The sequence below is a fragment of the Faecalibacterium butyricigenerans genome, assembly GCF_020687345.1.
Taxonomy (GTDB): Bacteria; Bacillota; Clostridia; order Oscillospirales; family Ruminococcaceae; genus Faecalibacterium; species Faecalibacterium butyricigenerans.
Window position 1 is genome coordinate 21689 of the sequence record NZ_JAJEQL010000003.1, and the last position, 17688, is coordinate 39376.

18 protein-coding genes are annotated in these 17688 nt (G+C 63.6%); 12 read left to right on the forward strand and 6 right to left on the reverse strand.

Translation table 11 applies throughout. The features are described 5' to 3' along the window. Positions 1-11 precede the first annotated feature (11 nt). The 4 genes from LKD23_RS01830 to LKD23_RS01845 all read right to left on the reverse strand — a co-directional run bounded on the left by LKD23_RS01830 (position 12) and on the right by LKD23_RS01845 (position 4442). On the reverse strand, positions 12-1415 hold the full coding sequence (locus LKD23_RS01830; protein ID WP_227620096.1) for an MATE family efflux transporter: 1404 nt from the start codon (positions 1413-1415) through the stop codon (positions 12-14). A 132-nt stretch (positions 1416-1547) separates the two neighbouring features. Beyond that, positions 1548-2156 (reverse strand): cytidylate kinase-like family protein, encoded by a 609-nt coding sequence (locus LKD23_RS01835; protein ID WP_227620097.1) that lies wholly within the window; start codon positions 2154-2156, stop codon positions 1548-1550. 54 nt (positions 2157-2210) lie between these two features. Beyond that, the gene (locus LKD23_RS01840; RefSeq protein ID WP_227620098.1) at positions 2211-3578 is read right to left on the reverse strand and encodes a hypothetical protein; all 1368 of its coding nucleotides are present in this window, start codon (positions 3576-3578) and stop codon (positions 2211-2213) included. A gap of 33 nt (positions 3579-3611) precedes the next feature. Next, the gene (locus tag LKD23_RS01845) at positions 3612-4442 is read right to left on the reverse strand and encodes a DUF624 domain-containing protein (protein WP_227620099.1); all 831 of its coding nucleotides are present in this window, start codon (positions 4440-4442) and stop codon (positions 3612-3614) included. A gap of 227 nt (positions 4443-4669) precedes the next feature. Here LKD23_RS01845 and LKD23_RS01850 point away from each other — a divergent pair, with 227 nt between their 5' ends. From LKD23_RS01850 to LKD23_RS01905, 12 genes are all read left to right on the forward strand, one after another. Beyond that, positions 4670-5395, forward strand: a complete 726-nt coding sequence (locus tag LKD23_RS01850) for a lysophospholipid acyltransferase family protein (RefSeq protein ID WP_227620100.1) — start codon at positions 4670-4672, stop codon at positions 5393-5395. A gap of 26 nt (positions 5396-5421) precedes the next feature. Continuing rightward, positions 5422-6186, forward strand: coding sequence for a hypothetical protein (locus LKD23_RS01855; RefSeq protein WP_227620101.1), 765 nt, complete (start codon positions 5422-5424; stop codon positions 6184-6186). A gap of 3 nt (positions 6187-6189) precedes the next feature. Beyond that, the gene (locus LKD23_RS01860) at positions 6190-6354 is read left to right on the forward strand and encodes a hypothetical protein (RefSeq protein WP_227620102.1); all 165 of its coding nucleotides are present in this window, start codon (positions 6190-6192) and stop codon (positions 6352-6354) included. Between the two features lie 193 nt (positions 6355-6547). Beyond that, complete coding sequence (locus LKD23_RS01865; protein ID WP_227620190.1) at positions 6548-7618, forward strand: bifunctional chorismate mutase/prephenate dehydratase; 1071 nt, start codon at positions 6548-6550, stop codon at positions 7616-7618. After that, entirely contained in the window at positions 7615-8658 is a 1044-nt protein-coding gene (gene aroB, locus LKD23_RS01870; RefSeq protein WP_227620103.1) for a 3-dehydroquinate synthase, read from the forward strand. Before LKD23_RS01865 ends, aroB begins: the two co-directional genes overlap by 4 nt. A 3-nt stretch (positions 8659-8661) precedes the next feature. After that, positions 8662-9804 carry a chorismate synthase gene (gene aroC / locus LKD23_RS01875; RefSeq protein WP_227620104.1) on the forward strand — a complete coding sequence of 381 codons (1143 nt, stop codon included), beginning with the start codon at positions 8662-8664 and terminating at the stop codon, positions 9802-9804. Continuing rightward, positions 9804-11066: a shikimate kinase gene (locus tag LKD23_RS01880; protein ID WP_227620105.1), complete on the forward strand. Its 1263-nt coding sequence runs from the start codon at positions 9804-9806 to the stop codon at positions 11064-11066. The genes aroC and LKD23_RS01880 overlap by 1 nt, the downstream gene beginning before the upstream one ends. Then, positions 11047-11511 (forward strand): type II 3-dehydroquinate dehydratase, encoded by a 465-nt coding sequence (locus LKD23_RS01885; protein ID WP_227620106.1) that lies wholly within the window; start codon positions 11047-11049, stop codon positions 11509-11511. Before LKD23_RS01880 ends, LKD23_RS01885 begins: the two co-directional genes overlap by 20 nt. Before the next feature lie 33 nt (positions 11512-11544). Beyond that, positions 11545-12561, forward strand: coding sequence for a 3-deoxy-7-phosphoheptulonate synthase (gene aroF, locus LKD23_RS01890; RefSeq protein ID WP_227620107.1), 1017 nt, complete (start codon positions 11545-11547; stop codon positions 12559-12561). Positions 12562-12714: 153 nt separating this feature from the next. Next, complete coding sequence (gene aroA, locus LKD23_RS01895; protein WP_227620108.1) at positions 12715-13992, forward strand: 3-phosphoshikimate 1-carboxyvinyltransferase; 1278 nt, start codon at positions 12715-12717, stop codon at positions 13990-13992. After that, entirely contained in the window at positions 13982-14842 is an 861-nt protein-coding gene (locus tag LKD23_RS01900) for a prephenate dehydrogenase (protein WP_227620109.1), read from the forward strand. Before aroA ends, LKD23_RS01900 begins: the two co-directional genes overlap by 11 nt. A gap of 17 nt (positions 14843-14859) precedes the next feature. After that, positions 14860-15825, forward strand: a complete 966-nt coding sequence (locus tag LKD23_RS01905) for a helix-turn-helix transcriptional regulator (protein WP_227620110.1) — start codon at positions 14860-14862, stop codon at positions 15823-15825. A 62-nt stretch (positions 15826-15887) separates the two neighbouring features. Here LKD23_RS01905 and LKD23_RS01910 read toward each other — a convergent pair whose 3' ends face one another. Together LKD23_RS01910 and LKD23_RS01915 are read right to left on the reverse strand one after the other, a co-directional pair. After that, positions 15888-17096: a MalY/PatB family protein gene (locus LKD23_RS01910; protein WP_227620111.1), complete on the reverse strand. Its 1209-nt coding sequence runs from the start codon at positions 17094-17096 to the stop codon at positions 15888-15890. 66 nt (positions 17097-17162) lie between these two features. Beyond that, positions 17163-17639 (reverse strand): peptidylprolyl isomerase, encoded by a 477-nt coding sequence (locus tag LKD23_RS01915; protein ID WP_227620112.1) that lies wholly within the window; start codon positions 17637-17639, stop codon positions 17163-17165. Positions 17640-17688 lie beyond the last annotated feature (49 nt).

The following is a 17688-nucleotide window of genomic DNA, read 5'->3' on the forward strand; positions in this document are numbered from 1 at the left end:
GAGGGGAGTTTTTATACAGCCGCGTCCTGCTCCTCATAGAGCGGGACGATGACGGTGCGGTTGATGCGGGCCATGAAGATGAGGCTCAGGGTCAGGCTGACCACTTCGGCGATGATGAAGGACCACCAGACCATATTCACCTCGCCGGTGCGGCTCAGCAGCCATGCGGCGGGGATGAGCACCACCAGCTGGCGGCAGATGGAGACGGTGAGGCTGAACACGCCGTTGCCCAGTGCCTGAAACACCGAGCTGAGCACGATGCCCGCGCCCGCCAGCAGGAAGTGGGGGCAGATGATGCGCAGAGCCGGGATGCCGATGGCCAACATGGCGTCGCTGGCGGCAAAGAGGCTCAGCAGCTTATCCGGCAGGAACTGGAAGATGCAGAAGCCCACCAGCATGATGCACTCGGCGTAGAAGACTGCGAGGCGGATGGTCTTTTTGACCCGCTCCGGCCTGCGTGCGCCGTAGTTGTAGCTGATGATGGGCACCATGCCGTTGTTCATGCCGAAGATGGGCATGAAGACGAAGCTCTGCAGCTTGAAATAGACGCCGAAGACCGCCACCGCCGTGGCCGAGAAGGCCATCAGGATCTGGTTCATGAAGAAGGTCATGACGCTGCCCACGCACTGCATGGCGATGCTGGGCAGACCGACGGTGTAGATGCGGCCGATGGCCTTGGCGCTGGGGCGGAAGCCCCGGAAGCTGATCTGGATGTCGGGGTTTTTGTTGAGGTTGAAGTACAGCGTCATGCCCGCGCCGCAGAACTGACCGATGACGGTGGCCACAGCAGCGCCGGTGGTGCCGGACAGGGCCTCGCCGCAGTAGCCGAAGATGAAGATGGGGTCCAGCACGATGTTCACCACAGCGCCCACCAGCTGGCTGATCATGCTGAGGTGGGTGCGGCCGGTGGCGGCCAGCAGCTTTTCGCCCGTGGTCTGGGTGAAGAGGCCGAGGCTGAGGACGCAGCAGATGCTCAGATACAGGATGCCCTGCCGGGCGATGTCCATGTCCGAGGTCTGGGCGTAGAAGTAGGGCTTCATGCAGGTGAGGCCGATGAGGAGGAAGACGGCGTAGCTGCACAGGGACAGAAAAATGCCGTTTTCGGCGGTCTTGTTGGCCCGCGCCTGATCCTTTTCGCCAAGGCTCTTGGAGAGCAGGGCGTTGACGCCGACGCCGGTGCCGACGCCTACGGCGATCATGACGTTCTGCAATGAGAACGCCAGCGAAACGGCGGTCAGGGCGTTCTCGCTGACGTGGGACACGAAGATGGAGTCCACCACGTTGTAGAGGGCCTGCACCAGCATGGATATCATCATCGGTACGCTGAGCTTGATGAGCAGAGGATTGATGTCCATCGTGCCCATAATGTTTTCCCGCACATCTGCGGGAGCGGTCTGGGGCTGCTTGTTTTCCACGGTTTCTCCTTTTGCTGTTGATAACTTGGGGGTTGTGTGCTTTTTCTATGCCGCAAACGTGGGCAGAGCGCAAAAGCGCCCTACCCACGCAGCATCGTTGTTTTGTTCTACCTCTCCGGGGAGACAGGGCCTTTAGCCCTCCATCGACTTTTCCTTGGCCTCTGCGGCGGCAAGGATCATCTGCACGCAGGCGTCGTGGCCCAGTGCGGCGTTGATGGCCAGATCGTAGTTGTGGGCATCGCCCCAGCGGTTCTGAGTGTAGTAATTGTAGTAGGCTGCGCGGTTGCGGTCGGTCTTCTCGACCTCATCCTTGATGCCCTTTTCGTCCTTGGCCTGCAGCATATTGTTCTCCTTGCCGTAGGCCAGACGCCACTCCTTGGGGGCGTAGACAAAGACGCGCAGCACATCCTTGCGGTCGCGCAGGACATAGTCGCCGCAGCGGCCCACGATGACGCAGGGGCCTTCGTCGGCCAGCTGCTTGATGATGCGGCTCTGCAGGATGAAGACCTGATCGCCCAGAGGAAGGTCGTTGCCCATCGTATACAGGCTGTAGAGCAGGCTGTGGGTGTGCCGCTTCTCGCTGGCGGCCACGGCCTCCTCGGACAGTCCGGAATTTTTGGCTGCCATGGTGATCAGCTCCTTGTCGTAGAGCTTGATGCCCAGTGCGCGCGCCACGTCCTTTGCGATGTAGCGTCCGCCGGTGCAGTACTCACGGCCCAAAGTGATGATCGTCTTTGCCATAATGTATTCCTCCCATATTGATGATTTATCCATTGAAAGCGTCTGGTGTGCCCCTCAGGGGGCAGGGGACAGAGTGCTTTGGTTGGCTTCGGGGGCCGACGGGGCCGGCGGCGGGGTGGGCAGCCGCACTTCGGCAAACTGCATGGTGCCGGTCTGGTCGATGATGTAGATGCTGCAGCGTCCGCCGCTGGCCGTCTGCTCGGGCGGGAAGCGGAACCCCCCCGTCCGCGTCCGCTCCATCCGCCGGAAGGTGCGGTGGGCGGTGGTGGCATGGGCCACGCCGTCGTGGGGGCTGCAGGCCGCCCAGCCGGAGAACTCGGCCGGGAGGAGCTGGCGCTGGCCCCGGAGGGACAGATACCAGCAGTCGTCCTCGGTGCTGTACTCGAAGCTGCAGGGGACGCGCCGGGGCCGGTCGGCCTCGATGTCCCGGGGCTTAGGGCGGAGGGCGATGGCCCGCCCGGTGAAGTAGCGGGCAAAGTCTGTCACCGCCATCGTGCAGTTCACCGCCCCGTCGCTGTCGGCGGTGGGGTCGTTGAGGAGGACGAAGTCGGCGAGGACGGCGTCGTCATGGCCGAAGCCCCGCAGGCCCATCCAGACGCCCACCGGGTCGCGCTGGCCCCGGATGTGGCGCTCGATGCGGACGGCCACCGAGCAGCCGTCGTGGATCTGTTCCCGCAGGTCTTTCAGATCCATCCACGCCTGCCAGCAGGGGTAGCCGCAGCAGCCCGCTGCGGCCGCCGCAAAGGCGGCGTTGCCGGTGCTGCCGGTGGCCTTGTCGGCCATGATGTGGGCCACCTCCTCGGGCAGGATGTCCTCGCCCCAGCGGTTCATCAGCGCCGCCATCACCAGCGGCAGGTCCATCTCCCGCCCGAAACTGGGGTCGTGGGCGGAGAGGCAGTACTCCGGTAAGTAGAGGCGGCGGTTGATGGGGTGGCCGTCCTGCTTTTCCCACGCGAGGGGGCGGACCGCCGCCGACAGCAGCCGGAGCGCCGGGGTGACTTTGTCGTCGTTGGTGGAGAGATTCACCTGAAGCTGGACGCCGGTGCCGCCGCCGGGCAGGGCCACGGTCACGGTGTCGCCCATCAGGAAGATGAGGCCGTCGTCGCTGTGGGCGTTGATGCTGCTCCGGGGGTAATCGGGCGCCCACTTTCCGAAGCTCATCCAGCCCGTCCAGTTGCCGCCTGCGTAGACCCGGCAGCGCACCTCCACCATGGTGTTCTGGGGTGCGTGGGCGTTCCAGCTGACGTTCAGATTACAGAAGGCCGGCATGGCGAACTCAGGCGTGGTATAGCTGCCGTATTGCAGATACCGCCCGGCCACGCTGTCCAGCACGACGCTGCCGTTGTCCAGCGCCACATTATCGAGCTGCCCGCGGGAAAACGTCTCCGTGCCCTGCAGCACCAGATTGTTCCGCTGTTCCATTGCACGCATCCCCTTTCCGCGTCATTGCGCTGTTTATTCTTCGCCGTCGCTGCGCTCCGAGGCCATCTCGGCCTCGTACTCGGCGTCGTGGAGCTTGCGGATGTTCTCCTCGATGTGGAACACCCGGTCGAGGTCGCCGTAGACGATCTGGCTGGTGATCTCCACCTGAAACCAGAAGCCGAACACCAGCATGAGCAGAAGGCCCAGCGGCATACAGAGGATGACGAGGCCCCAGAACAGCACCGTCACGAGGGACGCCGCCAGCGCGTGGGGCAGGAAGGCGATCATGCAGTTGACGCTGTTTTTGAGGGTCTGGCCGAGGGGCTGGTCCAGCAGGACGATCTGGGGCCACAGATAGGAGAAGAGCATATGGAAGAGGATGAGGTTGAGCACCGTGGCCACCCACATCCCCACGCCGACGTTGGTGCCGTGGTAGAGCATATTGAAGCAGAAGTAGACGAGAAAAACCTGCACCGTGACCACGACGCAGTAGAGCATCCCCGGCAGGATGCTGGCCTTGAAGTTCTGCCGGAAGGCCTTGCGGTAGGTGGTCCACCAGTAGCCGGCCTCGTCGCGCAGGGCGCGCAGGACGGTGTCGTACATCCCCGCCAGCACCGGTCCGGCCAGAATGCCGCCCACGGCGGCGCTGAGGACCATGACCGGCAGGCTGTTCATCAGGAAGCCGATGTACACCAGACAGATGACCGGCAGAAAGCCCAGACAGGTGAGCAGGTTGGCAAGGAACATCCCGCTCATATCCCGGCCCACCAGCTCGAAGAAGCGGCCGACGCCGGTCTTGCGGGGGGCGTCCTTTTCCACGCCCGGCCCGGACTTGAAATCGTTTGCAGAAGGGAACAGACTCATGGTATGTGAATATCCTCTCTCGCTGTCTCTGGGACAGCTCACATTGCACAGCATGGTTTGGCATAAAACACCATTGTGCTGGCTTTCTGATTATAAATATACCCGGATTTTGTGGATTTTGCAAGCCGCAAAGCCCCCGAAATGTAAAAAAAGTGTTTCCTCTCCCTTTTTGGGGCGGAGTGTGTTACAATAGAGACGGCTTTTCAGCCGAAAGGAGGAATCTCTCTGTGAGCATTTTCCGCACCATTGCGATGTTCACCTATCTGTTTGGCTACATGATCGTCCACTACGGCGTGCTGCGCAAAGCCGAGCGTGCACAGGCCGCCGGCGACACCGAGACGGTGCGCCGTCTGGTGGAGCAGCACATCCCCCACTGGAGCCGGGGCATCCTGCACATCACCGGCGTCCGGCTCAGCGTCGAGGGGCTGGACAACATCCCGAAAGAGGGACCCTGCGTTTTTGTGGCGAACCACCGCAGCTATTATGACATCCCCCTGCTGCTGGCCAGCCTCGACAGGCCCTACGGCATCCTCGCCAAGGAGGAGCTGGAAAAGATCCCCCTGCTCAGCCGCTGGATGAAGCTGCTGGGCTGTGTCTTCGTCCAGCGCGATGACGTCCGCGCCTCGGTGCGCGCCCTCAACGACGCCACCGCTATCGTAGAGAGCGGCAGGAGCTTCATCATCTTCCCCGAGGGCACCCGCTACAAGGGCGAGGAGGGCGGCGCCGGCGAGTTCAAGGCCGGTGCTTTCCGCATCGCTGTGAAGACTGAAACCCCGGTGGTGCCGGTGGCGATCTCCGGCGCACGGGGGCTGTTCGAGGCCCACGGCAACCGGACGACGCCCGGCACGGTGCGCATCCGGGTGCTGCCGCCCATCCAGACGGCGGGCATGAGCCGCGCTGAGCAGAAGGAACTGCCCGCCGCCGTCCGCCAGACCATTCTGGCACAGCTGTAACACAAAAACTGGGAGGACACTGCCGCATGGCAAGCTACCGTTACGAGCGCGACATCGACCCGAAGGACATCGCCCCCCGCAGGGAAAAACAGTATACCCGCAAGGAGCGCTGGGCCAACTGGTGGGACTATAACCTCAAGTGGGTCATCCTTATCGGCATCGCCGTGGTTTTTGTGGCCTATAACTTTATCGGGCAGTATTTCTTCGTCACCAAGCCCGACTACAACGTGGCCGTGGTGGCCCCCTACTACCTGCCCGAGGACACCGTGAACGCCTTGCAGGAAGCTCTGGCGGACTACGGCGAGGACCGCAACGGCGACGGCAAGGTGGTCGTGACCCTGAACGTCTACACCCTCGATTACGCCGAGGGCGAGACCCAGACCGAGAGCGACGCCTACCTGACCATGGCGGGCACCACCAAGCTTGCCGCCGATGTGCAGGGCGGCCTGAGCTCCGTCTTTCTGCTCTGGGACCCGGCAGGGTTTGAGGAGAGCACCGGCTCGCTGCGGTATCTGGACGGCAGCCTGCCCGCCGCCGACAGCGACGAGGACTGGTGGAACATGGTCTATAAGTGGAGCGACTGCCCCGTGCTGGCGGGCCTCGACCTCGGCAGCTACGGCCCCGACACCACCCAGAGCCGCAGTGGGTCCAGTCAGGAGTATATGTCCCAGTTCTACGTCGGGATGCGGGGCGCATGGAACAGCGGCACCGCCGACAACCTCGCCGGAGGTGAGGAGCTGTGGCAGAAGCTGACGGCGGGGGCTGTCTCCACCGTTGCGCCGGAGGGCTGAGCCATGCGGTTCCGCGTTCGGCGCAAGGGCAGGGCGGGGCACATCAGCGTCCCCGAAAAGCCCGAGAAAAAGGCGGTGCCGTTAAAAGCCGCCGACCTCGACAACCCCTATGGCCGGGTGTTCGGCACCCCCCGCAGCAGGGAAGACCTGCGCAAACAGGACAGATAAATGAAATGACCCTCTCCGACCGCCTCGGAGAGGGCTTTTTTGTTGCAATCTCTTCGCGTTGACGGCCCCGGATTTGAAATATTCTCCACCCTCAAAGGGAGTGGCGCTTGTTGTTTCCTCGTCCGGGTTATGGTATACTTACTAGGTATCGTCCCAACAGGAGCTGAAATTTTACCCGAAGGATGTGGAACAGATGGACACACTGGAACAGGCCCGCGCTGAGATCGACGCGGTGGATGCGCAGCTGGCCGCCCTGTTTGAGCGGCGGATGGCCGCCGTGCTCAGCGTCGCCCAATACAAGCAGGCCCACGGCCTGCCGGTCTATGACGCCGCACGGGAGGCGGTGGTGCTGGAAAAGGCTGCGGCCCGCATTCAGGACCCCGCCCTCCGGCCCTACTACAGAGATCATGTCCAGAACATGATGGACGTCGCCAAGCAGTACGAGGCGGAGGTGCTGGGCGAGAATCGCGCCGCCTATCAGGGCGTGGAGGGCGCTTTTGCCCACATCGCGCTGCGGGCGCTCTTCCCCCACGCGGAGGCAGTGAGCTACCCGACATGGGACGAGGTCTTCGAGGCCGTCCGGCGGGGGGACGCCGCCCACGGCGTCGTGCCCTTCGAGAACAGCCACGCGGGCGATGTCTCCGCCGTGCTGGACCTGTGCTATAACTACCCGGAGCTGTGGGTGGTGGACGTCTATGACCTGCCCATCTCCCAGAACCTGCTCGTCCTGCCCGGCACCCAGCTGGCCCAGCTCCGGCACGTCTACAGCCACCAGCAGGCCATCGCCCAGAGCGAGACGTTCTTAAAGCAGTTCCATCTGCCCGCCACAGCCATGCCGAATACGGCCATGGCGGCAAAGTTCGTGGCAGAGTCCGGCGACCCGTCCCAAGCCGCCATCGCCAGCGCGGAGACCGCTGCCCTCTACGGGCTGGAGGTCCTTGTGCCCAGCATCAACACCGACGGCGACAACACCACCCGCTTCATCGTCCTCAGCCGCGAAAAGCCCACCGGGGGCAACCGCTTCTCGCTGCTCTTCACGCTGGACAACAAGCCCGGCAAGCTGGCCGAGGTCATTCAGGTCATCGGCCGGTTCGGCTACGACATGGAATCCATCAAGAGCCGTCCGCTGCCCCATGTTCCCTTCGATTACTATTTTTACGTCGAGCTGGTGGGAGACCCCGCCGACGACGAGACCGCCGCGCTGCTGCGCGAGCTGGATCATACCTGCCGCACCGTGCGGCTGTTAGGAGTGTATACGAAATGAGTGGATTTATCGGCACAAAGCTCACCATGAATCTGGGTGAGCGCAGCTATGACATCATCCTGAAAAACGGCGCACTGGAGAACTTGTACCAGTTCGCCCGCCTCGACCGCCGTGTGGCGGTGGTGACGGACGCAGGCGTCCCGGCAGAGTATGCCCAGCGGGTGGCCGACCAGTGCCGCGACGCAAAGATCATCACCGTGCCGCAGGGTGAGGCCAGCAAGAGCATGAAGATTCTGGAAAGTGTCCTGCGCCAGATGCTGGAGTTCAATATGGGACGCGGCGACCTCGTCATCGCCGTGGGCGGCGGCGTCGTGGGCGATCTGGCGGGCTTTGCCGCCTCCATCTATATGCGGGGCATCGACTTCATCAACTGCCCCACCACCACGCTCTCCATGATCGACTCCTCCATCGGCGGCAAGACGGCGGTGGATCTGGGCGAGACGAAAAACATCGTCGGCTCCTTCTGGCAGCCCAAGCTGGTCATCGTGGACCCCAGCACCCTCGCCACCCTGCCCCGCCGCCAGTACATCAACGGTCTGGCCGAGTCGGTGAAGGCGAGCCTTCTGGCCGACCCGGAGCTGTTCGCTATCTTTGAAAAGGGCGACATCGACGAGCAGATCGGAGAGATCATCTATCGCAGCCTCCGCTTCAAGAAGAGCATCGTGGAGCAGGATGAGACCGAGCGCGGGATGCGCAAGGCCCTCAACTTCGGCCACACCATCGGCCACGGCATCGAGGCCGTCAAGGGCGTCAGGGGACGCCGCACCGTGGGCCTCTACCACGGCGAATGCGTGGCGCTGGGGATGCTGCCCATGATCGAATCCAAGGCATTGCAGAAGCGCGTCCGGGCGGTCTACCGCCGTTTGGGCCTGCCCCTGCGCACCGCCTACAATAAGGATAAAGTCTACGCCGAGATGCTCCACGACAAGAAGGCGCAGGGCGGACAGATCACCGTCATCAAGGTGCCGGGTCTGGGCTGCTGGCGTGCCGAGACCATCCCGGTGGAGGGCCTGCGCACTCTGCTGGGCATGGAGGACTGAGCCATGAAAAACACCTTTGGCAGCGCATTGGCGCTGACCATCTTCGGCGAGAGCCATGGCCGGGCCATCGGCGGCGTGCTGGACGGCATGGCCGCAGGGGTGCCGGTGGACGAGGCGTTCATCGCCGCCTGTATGGACAGGCGCCGCGCCCGGGGCGACGGTCTCTCCACCCCCCGGGTGGAGGCCGACCGGGTCCAGCTGCTCTCCGGCGTCGTGAACGGCCACACCACCGGCACAGCCATCGCCCTCATGATCGAAAATCAGAACACCCGCAGCGGCGACTACGCCAAGACCGCCGACCTGCTCCGCCCCGGCCATGCGGACTACACCGCCTATGCCAAATACCACGGCTTTCAGGACGCCCGGGGCGGCGGGCACTTCTCGGGCCGGATCACCGCCGCGCTGGTGGCGGGCGGAGCCATCGTGCTGGGGGCGCTGGGCCGCGCCGGCATCGACATCACCACCCACATCGCCCGCTGTGCCGGCCTCTCCGATACCCCTTTTGCGCTGGACGATACCGCTGCGCTGGCCGCGCAGGTCAGCGTGCTGGAAAATAAGGGCGAAGGCTTCGCGCTGCTGGATGCCTCCGTCGAAGAGCCGATGAAGGCGGCCATCCGCGCCGCCGGGGCGGAGGGCGACAGCGTGGGCGGCATCCTTGAGACGGCTATCCTCGGCCTGCCTGCCGGTGTGGGCGAGCCGTACTTTGACAGCGTGGAGAGCCTGCTTTCCCACATGGCCTTCTCCGTGCCTGCCGTCAAGGGCATCGAGTTCGGCACCGGCTTCGGTTTCGCCGACCTGAAAGGCTCGGAGGCCAACGACGCTTTCCGGATGAAGGGGAACACCATCGTTACCGCCACCAACCACAACGCTGGGGTCAACGGCGGCATCTCCAATGGGATGCCCGTGGTCTTCCGCACCGCCGTCAAGCCGACGCCCAGCATCTACAAGGAACAGGAGACGGTGGACTATCTTGCAAAGCAGGATGCACCCCTCTCCATTCAGGGCCGCCATGACCCCTGCATCGTGCCCCGTGCCGCCATCGTTCAGACCTGCGCCGCCGCGCTGGCTGTGGGCGACCTGCTGACGGCCCGCTACGGCACGGCATGGATGGAACGGCCCACCAGCTACCGCAGGGAGGGACTGTGATGGAATACGGACTCATCGGCTCGAAGCTGGGCCACTCCTACTCGAAGCTCATCCACGAGATGCTCTGCGGCTACCGCTACGACCTCTGCCCCCTGCCCACCGAGGAGGAGGCCCGGGCCTTCCTCACCAAGCGGCAGTTCAAGGCCATCAATGTCACCATCCCCTATAAGCGGCTGGTGATGGAGTACTGCACCTACATCGACCCCCGGGCCAAGGCCATCGGCGCGGTGAACACCGTCGTCAACAAGAACGGCCTGCTCTACGGCTACAACACCGACTATCTCGGTTTTGCCCATCTGTGTGACGCCCACGGCGTCGATTTCGCGGGCAGGACCGTCCTCATCCTCGGCACCGGCGGCACCCATAACACCACCAGTGCCGTCGCCCGGGACAAGGGCGCGGCGAAGGTGCTGACCGTCAGCCGGACGCCCGACGCCGCCAAGGGCCAGCTCTCCTATGAGGAAGCTGTGTCCAGCGGCGCACAGATCGTCATCAACACCACCCCCGCCGGGATGTACCCCAACGTAGGGGTGTGCAGTCTGGACGTTGCCCGAATGCCCGGGCTGGAAGCGGTGCTGGACGTGGTGTATAACCCGGATAAGACCGAACTCATCCTGCGGGCCGAGGAGGCCGGCGTCCCGGTGGCCGTGGGAGGCCTCGAGATGCTGGTGGCGCAGGCGGTGTACGCCGCCGAATACTTCCTCAGCCGGAAGTTCGACGATGCGGCGGGGGAGATCCGCCGCGTCACTGCCGCGCTCCGCCGCGATATGCTGAATGTGGCCCTCATCGGGATGCCCTCCAGCGGCAAGTCCACGGTGGGCCGCCTGCTGGCAGACAAGCTGGGCAAGCGGTTCATCGACCTCGACGAGGAGATCGTGAAGGCCGACGGCCGCAGCATCCCGGACATCTTCGCCGCCGAGGGCGAGGACGGCTTCCGGGCGAGGGAGTCGGCCCAGACCGCCCGCTTTGCAAAAGAGGGCCGTCAGCTGCTCTCCTGCGGCGGCGGCATCATCAAGCGGGGCGAAAATCTGCGCGCCCTGCACCAGAACGGCGTCGTGCTCTTTATCGACCGGCCTCTGGATGCGCTGACGGTGGGCGGCGGACGGCCTCTCTCGTCCAGCCCCGAGGCGCTCAGGCAGATGGAGGCGGAGCGCCGCCCCCTGTATCTCGCGGCGGCAGATGCCGTCATCCCCAACAGCGGCACGGTGGAGGACGCCGTGGCCGCCGCAATGGAGGCTCTGGATGAAATTTTTAGTCATTAACGGCCCCAACCTCAATATGATGCACTTCACCGAGCCGGGCGTGGCCGGCCAGCTGGACTACAACGGTCTGCTGGATTATCTCGAGCTGTGCTGCACCCAGATGGGCCTCGAGGTGGAGTTTTTTCAGTCCAACCACGAGGGCGACCTCATCGATGAGATCCAGTCTGCCGCAGGCCGGGCAGACGGCATCATCCTGAACCCCGGCGGATATGCCCACTACAGCGTCGCCATCCTCGACGCGCTGCGGCTCTGCGGCGTGCCTGCCGTGGAGGTGCTGCTGAGCGAGCCGGACGAGCATGAGCCGTTCCGCAAGACGGACATCGTCTCCTTCGGCTGTCAGGGACACTTCATCGGTGAGGGCATCAGCGGCTATCTGCACGCTGCGGCCTATCTGACCCAGCTGCTTCGTCTGGACGGCAGCGCACACACCCATCTGGTCATGTGAGCGGAAAAGAAAGAGTGAAAGGAACGAAATTCTATGATCATCTCCACCAAAAAGGGCACCCCCAAGGAAGAACTGGAAAAGATCGTGGACCGCTTTGAAAAGCAGGGCCTCGACGTCACCCTCATCACCGGCAAGGACTACAATGTCTTCGGCCTCGTGGGCGACACGACGAAGATCGACGAGCGGGACGTCCTCGCCAACCCCTGGATCGACAACGTCACCCGCGTCTCTGCCCCCTATAAGCGGGCCAACCGCCTCTTCCACCCGGCAGACTCCGTCATCGACTGCGGCGGCGTCAAGATCGGCAGCAAGGAGAAGATCGCGGTCATGGCAGGCCCGTGCAGCATCGAGAGCGCGGAGCAGGCCCTCCGCATCGCGCAGGGCGTCAAGGCGGGCGGCGCGACCCTCTTCCGGGGCGGCGCATACAAGCCCCGCACTTCGCCCTACTCCTTTCAGGGCCTCGAGACCGAGGGCATCCTTGACATGGTGAAGGCCCGGGAGGCCACCGGTATGCCCATCGTCTCCGAGCTGATGAGCGAGGACCGCATCCCCGAGTTCGAGGAGTATGTGGACGTGGTGCAGATCGGTGCCCGCAATATGCAGAACTTCCAGCTGCTCAAGGCCGTGGGCAAGATGCATAAGCCCGTCCTGCTCAAGCGCGGCCTCTGCAACACCATCGAGGAGTGGATCATGAGCGCCGAGTACATCATGGCCGGAGGCAACGAGCAGGTCATCCTCTGCGAGCGGGGCATCCGTACCTTTGAAAAGTACACCCGCAACACCCTCGACCTCTCCGCTGTGCCCATCATCCACGAAAAGACCCATCTGCCCGTCATCGTGGATCCCAGCCACGCCACCGGCAAGGCGAACCTTGTGGAGCCGATGATGATCGCCGCCGTGGCCGCCGGTGCCGACGGCCTCGAGGTGGAGGTGCATTATGACCCCCGCCACGCATGGAGCGACGGTGCGCAGTGCCTGACTCCGGAGGCCTTTGCGCAGGCCATGGCAAAGTGCCGTCAGGTCGCATGGGCCATCGGAAGGGATATGTAAATGAGAAGCAGCCTTGCCCTCTCAGTCACCTTCGGTGACAGCTCTCCCAAAGGGAGAGCCAAAAACGTGACCGTGAGGCCAAAGCCTCTCCCTTTGGGAGAGGTGGCATTGCGTGAGCAATGACGGAGAGGGCAAGCCGCCGGAAGGATTATTATGTTGGTAACGATAAAGCAAGCCCCCGGCGGCATCGGCGGGGCCATCACTGCGCCGCCCAGCAAGAGCATGGCCCACCGGGCGGTGCTCTGCGCTGCGCTGGCGAAGGGTACTTCTCACATCGGGAACCTCGAGTTCAGCAAGGACATCTCGGCCACCCTCTCCGCCGCCGGACAGCTCTGCGCCAAAGTGCGCACCGGCCCGGACAACGCCGTGGTAGAGGGTCTGGGACAGTTCCTCCCCGTCGAAGCCCCGGTGGACTGCTGCGAGAGCGGCAGCACCCTCCGCTTCCTCATCCCCATCGCCAGCCTCACCGGGCAGAGGGTGACCTTCGTGGGCCGGGGCCGACTGATGGAGCGGCCCCAGTCGGTGTACGAGGCGTTATATCATGAGCAGTCTCTCCGCTTTGAGCCATCCCCGGCGGGCCTGACCGTCGAGGGCGCTCTGAAAAGCGGCGAGTACGAGCTGGCGGGCAATGTGTCGAGCCAGTTCATCAGCGGGCTGCTGTTCGCCCTGCCCCTGCTGGCAGGGGACAGCACCCTCCATCTCATCCCGCCGGTGGAGAGCCGCAGCTACATCGAGATGACCCGGGCGGCACAGCGCCGTTTCGGCGTCGAGAGCCGCTGGCAGGACGAGAACACCCTCTTCCTCCCGGGCGGGCAGCAGTATGCCCCCTGCGACTACACGGTGGAGGGAGATTACAGTCAGGCGGCGTTCCCGGCGGTGCTGGGGGCGGTGCAGGGCGGCGTGACCCTCAAGGGCCTGTCCGCCGACACCTTACAGGGTGATGCGGCCATCCTCGGCATCCTGCGCCGCTGCGGGGCGGAGCTGTCCGTCACCGATGAGGGCATCCGGCTCGGGAAAGCTCCCCTGCGCGGCACCGACATCGACCTTGCCGACTGCCCCGACCTTGGCCCCGTGCTGATGGTGCTGGGCCTGTTCTGCGAGGGGACCACCACCATCCGCAACGCCGAGCGCCTCCGCATCAAGGAGAGCGACCGCATCGCGGCCATGGAAGCCGAGCTGCGGGCCTGCGGCGGCGTGCTGGAAAGCGAGGGCGGCACCATCACCATCCACGGCTGCGCAGGGAAGCTCCACGCCCCCGCCGCGCCCCTCCATGGCCACAACGACCACCGGGTGGTCATGAGCCTCACGGTGCTGGCGCTGGCCGCCGGGCTGCCCCTCTCTATCGACGACGCGGAGGCCGTGCAGAAGAGCTGGCCCCATTTCTTTGAAGCCATCAAGCCGTTAGGCGCGGAGGTAGAATATGCTGGATAAATCGAAGCGTTATCTCGTGGTGGGCCTCGGCCTGCTGGGCGGCAAATACGCCCTCGAGCTTTCCAAGGCCGGGTTCCATGTGGACGGCATCAACCGCAGCGAGGGGCATTTACAATACGCCCTCGACCACGGCTATATCGCCAGCGGCAAGACCCACGATTTCGAGGATCTTGTCTCACAGGCCGACCACATCATCTTCGGTCTGTACCCCACGGCCCTCATCGACTGGTTCAGGACGTACGGCTCTCTTCTCAAGCCCGGCTGCATCTTTACCGATGTCTCCGGCGTCAAGACCGGCCTTGTGGAGCCGGTGCAGGCGATGTGCCCGGCAGGGGTGGAGTTCATCGCCAGCCATCCGATGGCGGGCCGTGAGACCTCCAGCGTCGAACACGCGGCGGAGGTCAACTTTGCCCCTGCCAACTTCATCATCACCCCCACCGAGAAGAACACCCCCGAGGCGGTCCAGTGGGCGAAAGAGCTGGCTGAGGTGCTGGGCTTCCGCCACATCTGCACCCTGACCGTGCAGGAGCACGATAAGATGATCGGCTACGTCAGCCAGCTCTGCCATGCCATCGCCGTCAGCCTCATGTGCGCCAACGACAACTCCTCGCTCTGCGAGTACACAGGCGATTCCTTCCGGGACCTGACCCGCATCGCCCGCATCAACGAAAAGATGTGGACTGAGCTGTTCCTCTGGAACAAGGAGAACCTCATCTCCGAGATCGACCAGTTCGACGCGGCCCTCGCCCAGCTGCGGGACGCCCTCGTGGCCGACGACCGGGACAAACTGGAAGAGATGTTCCGCCTGTCCACCCAGCGCCGCGCCGCATTCGACAAGAAGGACTCGTGACCGAAAGGAGGCCGCCCATGCCCAAGCAGGAAGGACAAAAATCCAAACTCCTGGCGCTGCTGCGCATCTTTGAGCAGCAGACCGATGAGGAACATCTGCTCAATGTGCCCCAGCTGGTGGAGCTGCTGGCCCGGCAGGGCATCCTCTGTGAGCGCAAGAGCGTCTACAGCGACATCGACGCGCTGAATGTGCTGGGCTACGACATCCGGCTGCGCCGGGGCCGCAGCGGCGGCTACTGGATGGCGACGAGGCCCTTCGAACTGGCCGAACTGAAGCTTCTGGTGGACGCCGTCCAGTCCAGCCGGGTCATCTCCAAGACCTCCAGCGACAAGCTCATCCATAAGCTGGAAGGGCTGGCCTCCCGGTATCAGGGCACCCAGCTCCAGCGTCAGGTCTATGTCGATGGCCGCCCCAAAAGCGACAACAAGGACCTGCCCTACAGCGTGGATGCCCTCTTCGCGGCCATCAACACCGGAAAAATGGTGCGCTTCCGCTACAAAAAAGCGGGACGTCCCGCCCCCTACACCATCAGCCCGTGGCAGATGGCGTGGGAGAACGGCTGCTACTATCTCATCGCCTATCAGGACGAGAAGGAGCCGGTGGGCATCCGCCATTACCGGGTGGATAAGATGGCCGGGGTGACGGTGCTGGACGAGCCGCGCCGGGGCAGGGAGCAGTTTGCCGATTTCGACCTGCCCTCCTACCTGAAAAAGCACTTCCAGATGTTCGGCGGGCCGGAGCACCGCGTCACCCTGCGGTGTACTTCTGACCTCGAATCGGCTATGCGGGAGCGCTTCGGCGCCTCGCCCATCTTTGTGCCGGAAGGGAAGGGCAGCTTCCACTTTGACGTGCCCGTCTGCGTCAGCGACCAGTTCTATGGCTGGGTCTGCGGTTTCGGCGGAAAGGTCGAAGTGGTCTCGCCCGCCGAGGTGCGGGACGGTCTGCGGAAGCTGAATGAGCGGCTGGCAAAAATACATGAGTAATACAGCAAAAGGCCCTGAATCCGTGGATTCAGGGCCTTTTGCTGTATAAAATTTATATTGATTTACTTCGCGTTGAACACATACTGGTCCATCCGGCGGAAAGCTTCCTCGATGCGGGCGCGGGGCGAGGCCAGATTGATGCGCAGATGGCAGGGGCCGTGGAACATCACACCGTCCTGCACTGCTGCGCCGACGGCCCAGCAGGCTTTCTCCACGTCCTGAATGCTTTTGCCGTGGGCGGCGCACCAATCGGTGCAGTCCACAAAGAGCATATAGGTGCCCTCGGGCTTTGCGACACGGACGCCTCTGAAGTGCCGGGCGATATAATCGCAGGCGAAGTCCACGTTGCCGGTCAGGGTCTCGCACAGCTCGTCGGCCCAGACATAGCCCTCGGGGCGGTAGGCGCCGATGAGAGCGTGCATCGAGAGGACGTTCATGGAGTTGTAGTGGCAGAGGGAGGATTCTTTTGCGATGCGGTCGCGCCACCACGGGTCGTAGACGATGTGGTAGCTGCCGATGAGACCGGCGAGGTTGAAGGTCTTGGAGGGGGCGTAGAGGGCGGCAGTCCGCATCCGGGCGTCCTCACTGATGGACTGGGTGGGGATGTGCCTGTGGCCGGAGAGGATGATGTCCGACCAGATCTCGTCCGAGACGACGTAGACGTTATACTTTTTGTACAATTCCATCGCCTTTTCCAGCTCCCACCGCTCCCAGACGCGGCCGCAGGGGTTGTGGGGGCTGCACAGGATGGCGGCATGGATGTGCTCTTCGGCCAGATGCTTCTCCATGTCGGCGTAGTCCATCCGCCAGACGTCGGCTTCGTCCTGCACCAGCGGGGAGTGGACGATGTCATAACCGTTGTCGGTCAGGCAGTGGGTGAAGCCGATGTAGGTGGGGCTGTGCACCAGCACCTTATCGCCCCGGGAGCAGACGCAGTTCAGCGCGCTGATGACGCCGCCCAGAACGCCGTTCTCGTAGCCGATGGCCTCGGCGGTCAGGCCGGTGACGCTGTTGCGCACAGACTGCCAGCGGATGATGGAGTCATAATATTCGGGCGTCGGGTCGAAGTAGCCGAAGGCCGGGTGCTGCACCCGCTCGATGACGGCCTGCTGGATGGTGGGCAGACAGACGAAGTTCATGTCCGCCACCCACATGGGGATGGCGTCGAACCCGGGCCGGGGCGCATCGGGCGCAAAGCCCTTGCCCAGTCCGTCTACGGCGATGGCATCCCGGCCATGACGGTCGGGCAGGGTGGTGAAATCGTATTTCATGCGGCACTTCCTCCTGTGGATGCAAAAAAAGGCTTCCTCCGAAGAGAAAGCCATAGGTGCAGAAGATCAGCCCTCGAGCAGCTCGACGGTCTTCATCTTGACAGCGGTCTTGGGTTTATCGTTCCAGTCGGTGGGGACGGATGCGATCCTGTCCACGACATCCATGCCGGAGACGACCTTGCCAAAGGCGGCATACTGGCCGTCGAGGTGGGGTGCGTCCTCATGCATGATGAAGAACTGGCTGCCGGCGCTGTTGGGGTTCATGCTGCGGGCCATGCTGATGACGCCGCGGGTGTGCTTGATGGGGTTGTTGACGCCGTTGGCAGCAAACTCGCCCTTGATGTTCCAGCCGGGGCCGCCGGTGCCGTTGCCCAGCGGGCAGCCGCCCTGGATCATAAAGCCGGGGATGACGCGGTGGAAGGTCAGACCGTTGTAGAAGCCCTGACCGACCAGCTTCTTGAAATTCTCACAGGTGATGGGGGCAGCTTCCTCGTTCAGCTCGATGTCGATGACGCCGCCGTCTTCCATAGTAATGCGAACCATAGTTTTCACAATGCTCCTTTTATCATAGCCCGTTTCGGGGTGGGTGCGG

What these genes read in the sequence shown, in the direction of transcription:
- LKD23_RS01835 (WP_227620097.1), bottom strand. Translation starts at nt 2,156, where the DNA reads ATGGCAAAGACGATCATCACTTTGGGCCGTGAGTACTGCACCGGCGGA.
- LKD23_RS01840 (WP_227620098.1), bottom strand. Translation starts at nt 3,578, where the DNA reads ATGGAACAGCGGAACAATCTGGTGCTGCAGGGCACGGAGACGTTTTCC.
- LKD23_RS01845 (WP_227620099.1), bottom strand. Translation starts at nt 4,442, where the DNA reads ATGAGTCTGTTCCCTTCTGCAAACGATTTCAAGTCCGGGCCGGGCGTG.
- LKD23_RS01855 (WP_227620101.1), top strand. Translation starts at nt 5,422, where the DNA reads ATGGCAAGCTACCGTTACGAGCGCGACATCGACCCGAAGGACATCGCC.
- LKD23_RS01860 (WP_227620102.1), top strand. Translation starts at nt 6,190, where the DNA reads ATGCGGTTCCGCGTTCGGCGCAAGGGCAGGGCGGGGCACATCAGCGTC.
- LKD23_RS01865 (WP_227620190.1), top strand. Translation starts at nt 6,548, where the DNA reads ATGGACACACTGGAACAGGCCCGCGCTGAGATCGACGCGGTGGATGCG.
- aroB (WP_227620103.1), top strand. Translation starts at nt 7,615, where the DNA reads ATGAGTGGATTTATCGGCACAAAGCTCACCATGAATCTGGGTGAGCGC.
- aroC (WP_227620104.1), top strand. Translation starts at nt 8,662, where the DNA reads ATGAAAAACACCTTTGGCAGCGCATTGGCGCTGACCATCTTCGGCGAG.
- LKD23_RS01880 (WP_227620105.1), top strand. Translation starts at nt 9,804, where the DNA reads ATGGAATACGGACTCATCGGCTCGAAGCTGGGCCACTCCTACTCGAAG.
- LKD23_RS01885 (WP_227620106.1), top strand. Translation starts at nt 11,047, where the DNA reads ATGAAATTTTTAGTCATTAACGGCCCCAACCTCAATATGATGCACTTC.
- aroF (WP_227620107.1), top strand. Translation starts at nt 11,545, where the DNA reads ATGATCATCTCCACCAAAAAGGGCACCCCCAAGGAAGAACTGGAAAAG.
- aroA (WP_227620108.1), top strand. Translation starts at nt 12,715, where the DNA reads ATGTTGGTAACGATAAAGCAAGCCCCCGGCGGCATCGGCGGGGCCATC.
- LKD23_RS01900 (WP_227620109.1), top strand. Translation starts at nt 13,982, where the DNA reads ATGCTGGATAAATCGAAGCGTTATCTCGTGGTGGGCCTCGGCCTGCTG.
- LKD23_RS01905 (WP_227620110.1), top strand. Translation starts at nt 14,860, where the DNA reads ATGCCCAAGCAGGAAGGACAAAAATCCAAACTCCTGGCGCTGCTGCGC.
- LKD23_RS01910 (WP_227620111.1), bottom strand. Translation starts at nt 17,096, where the DNA reads ATGAAATACGATTTCACCACCCTGCCCGACCGTCATGGCCGGGATGCC.
- LKD23_RS01915 (WP_227620112.1), bottom strand. Translation starts at nt 17,639, where the DNA reads ATGGTTCGCATTACTATGGAAGACGGCGGCGTCATCGACATCGAGCTG.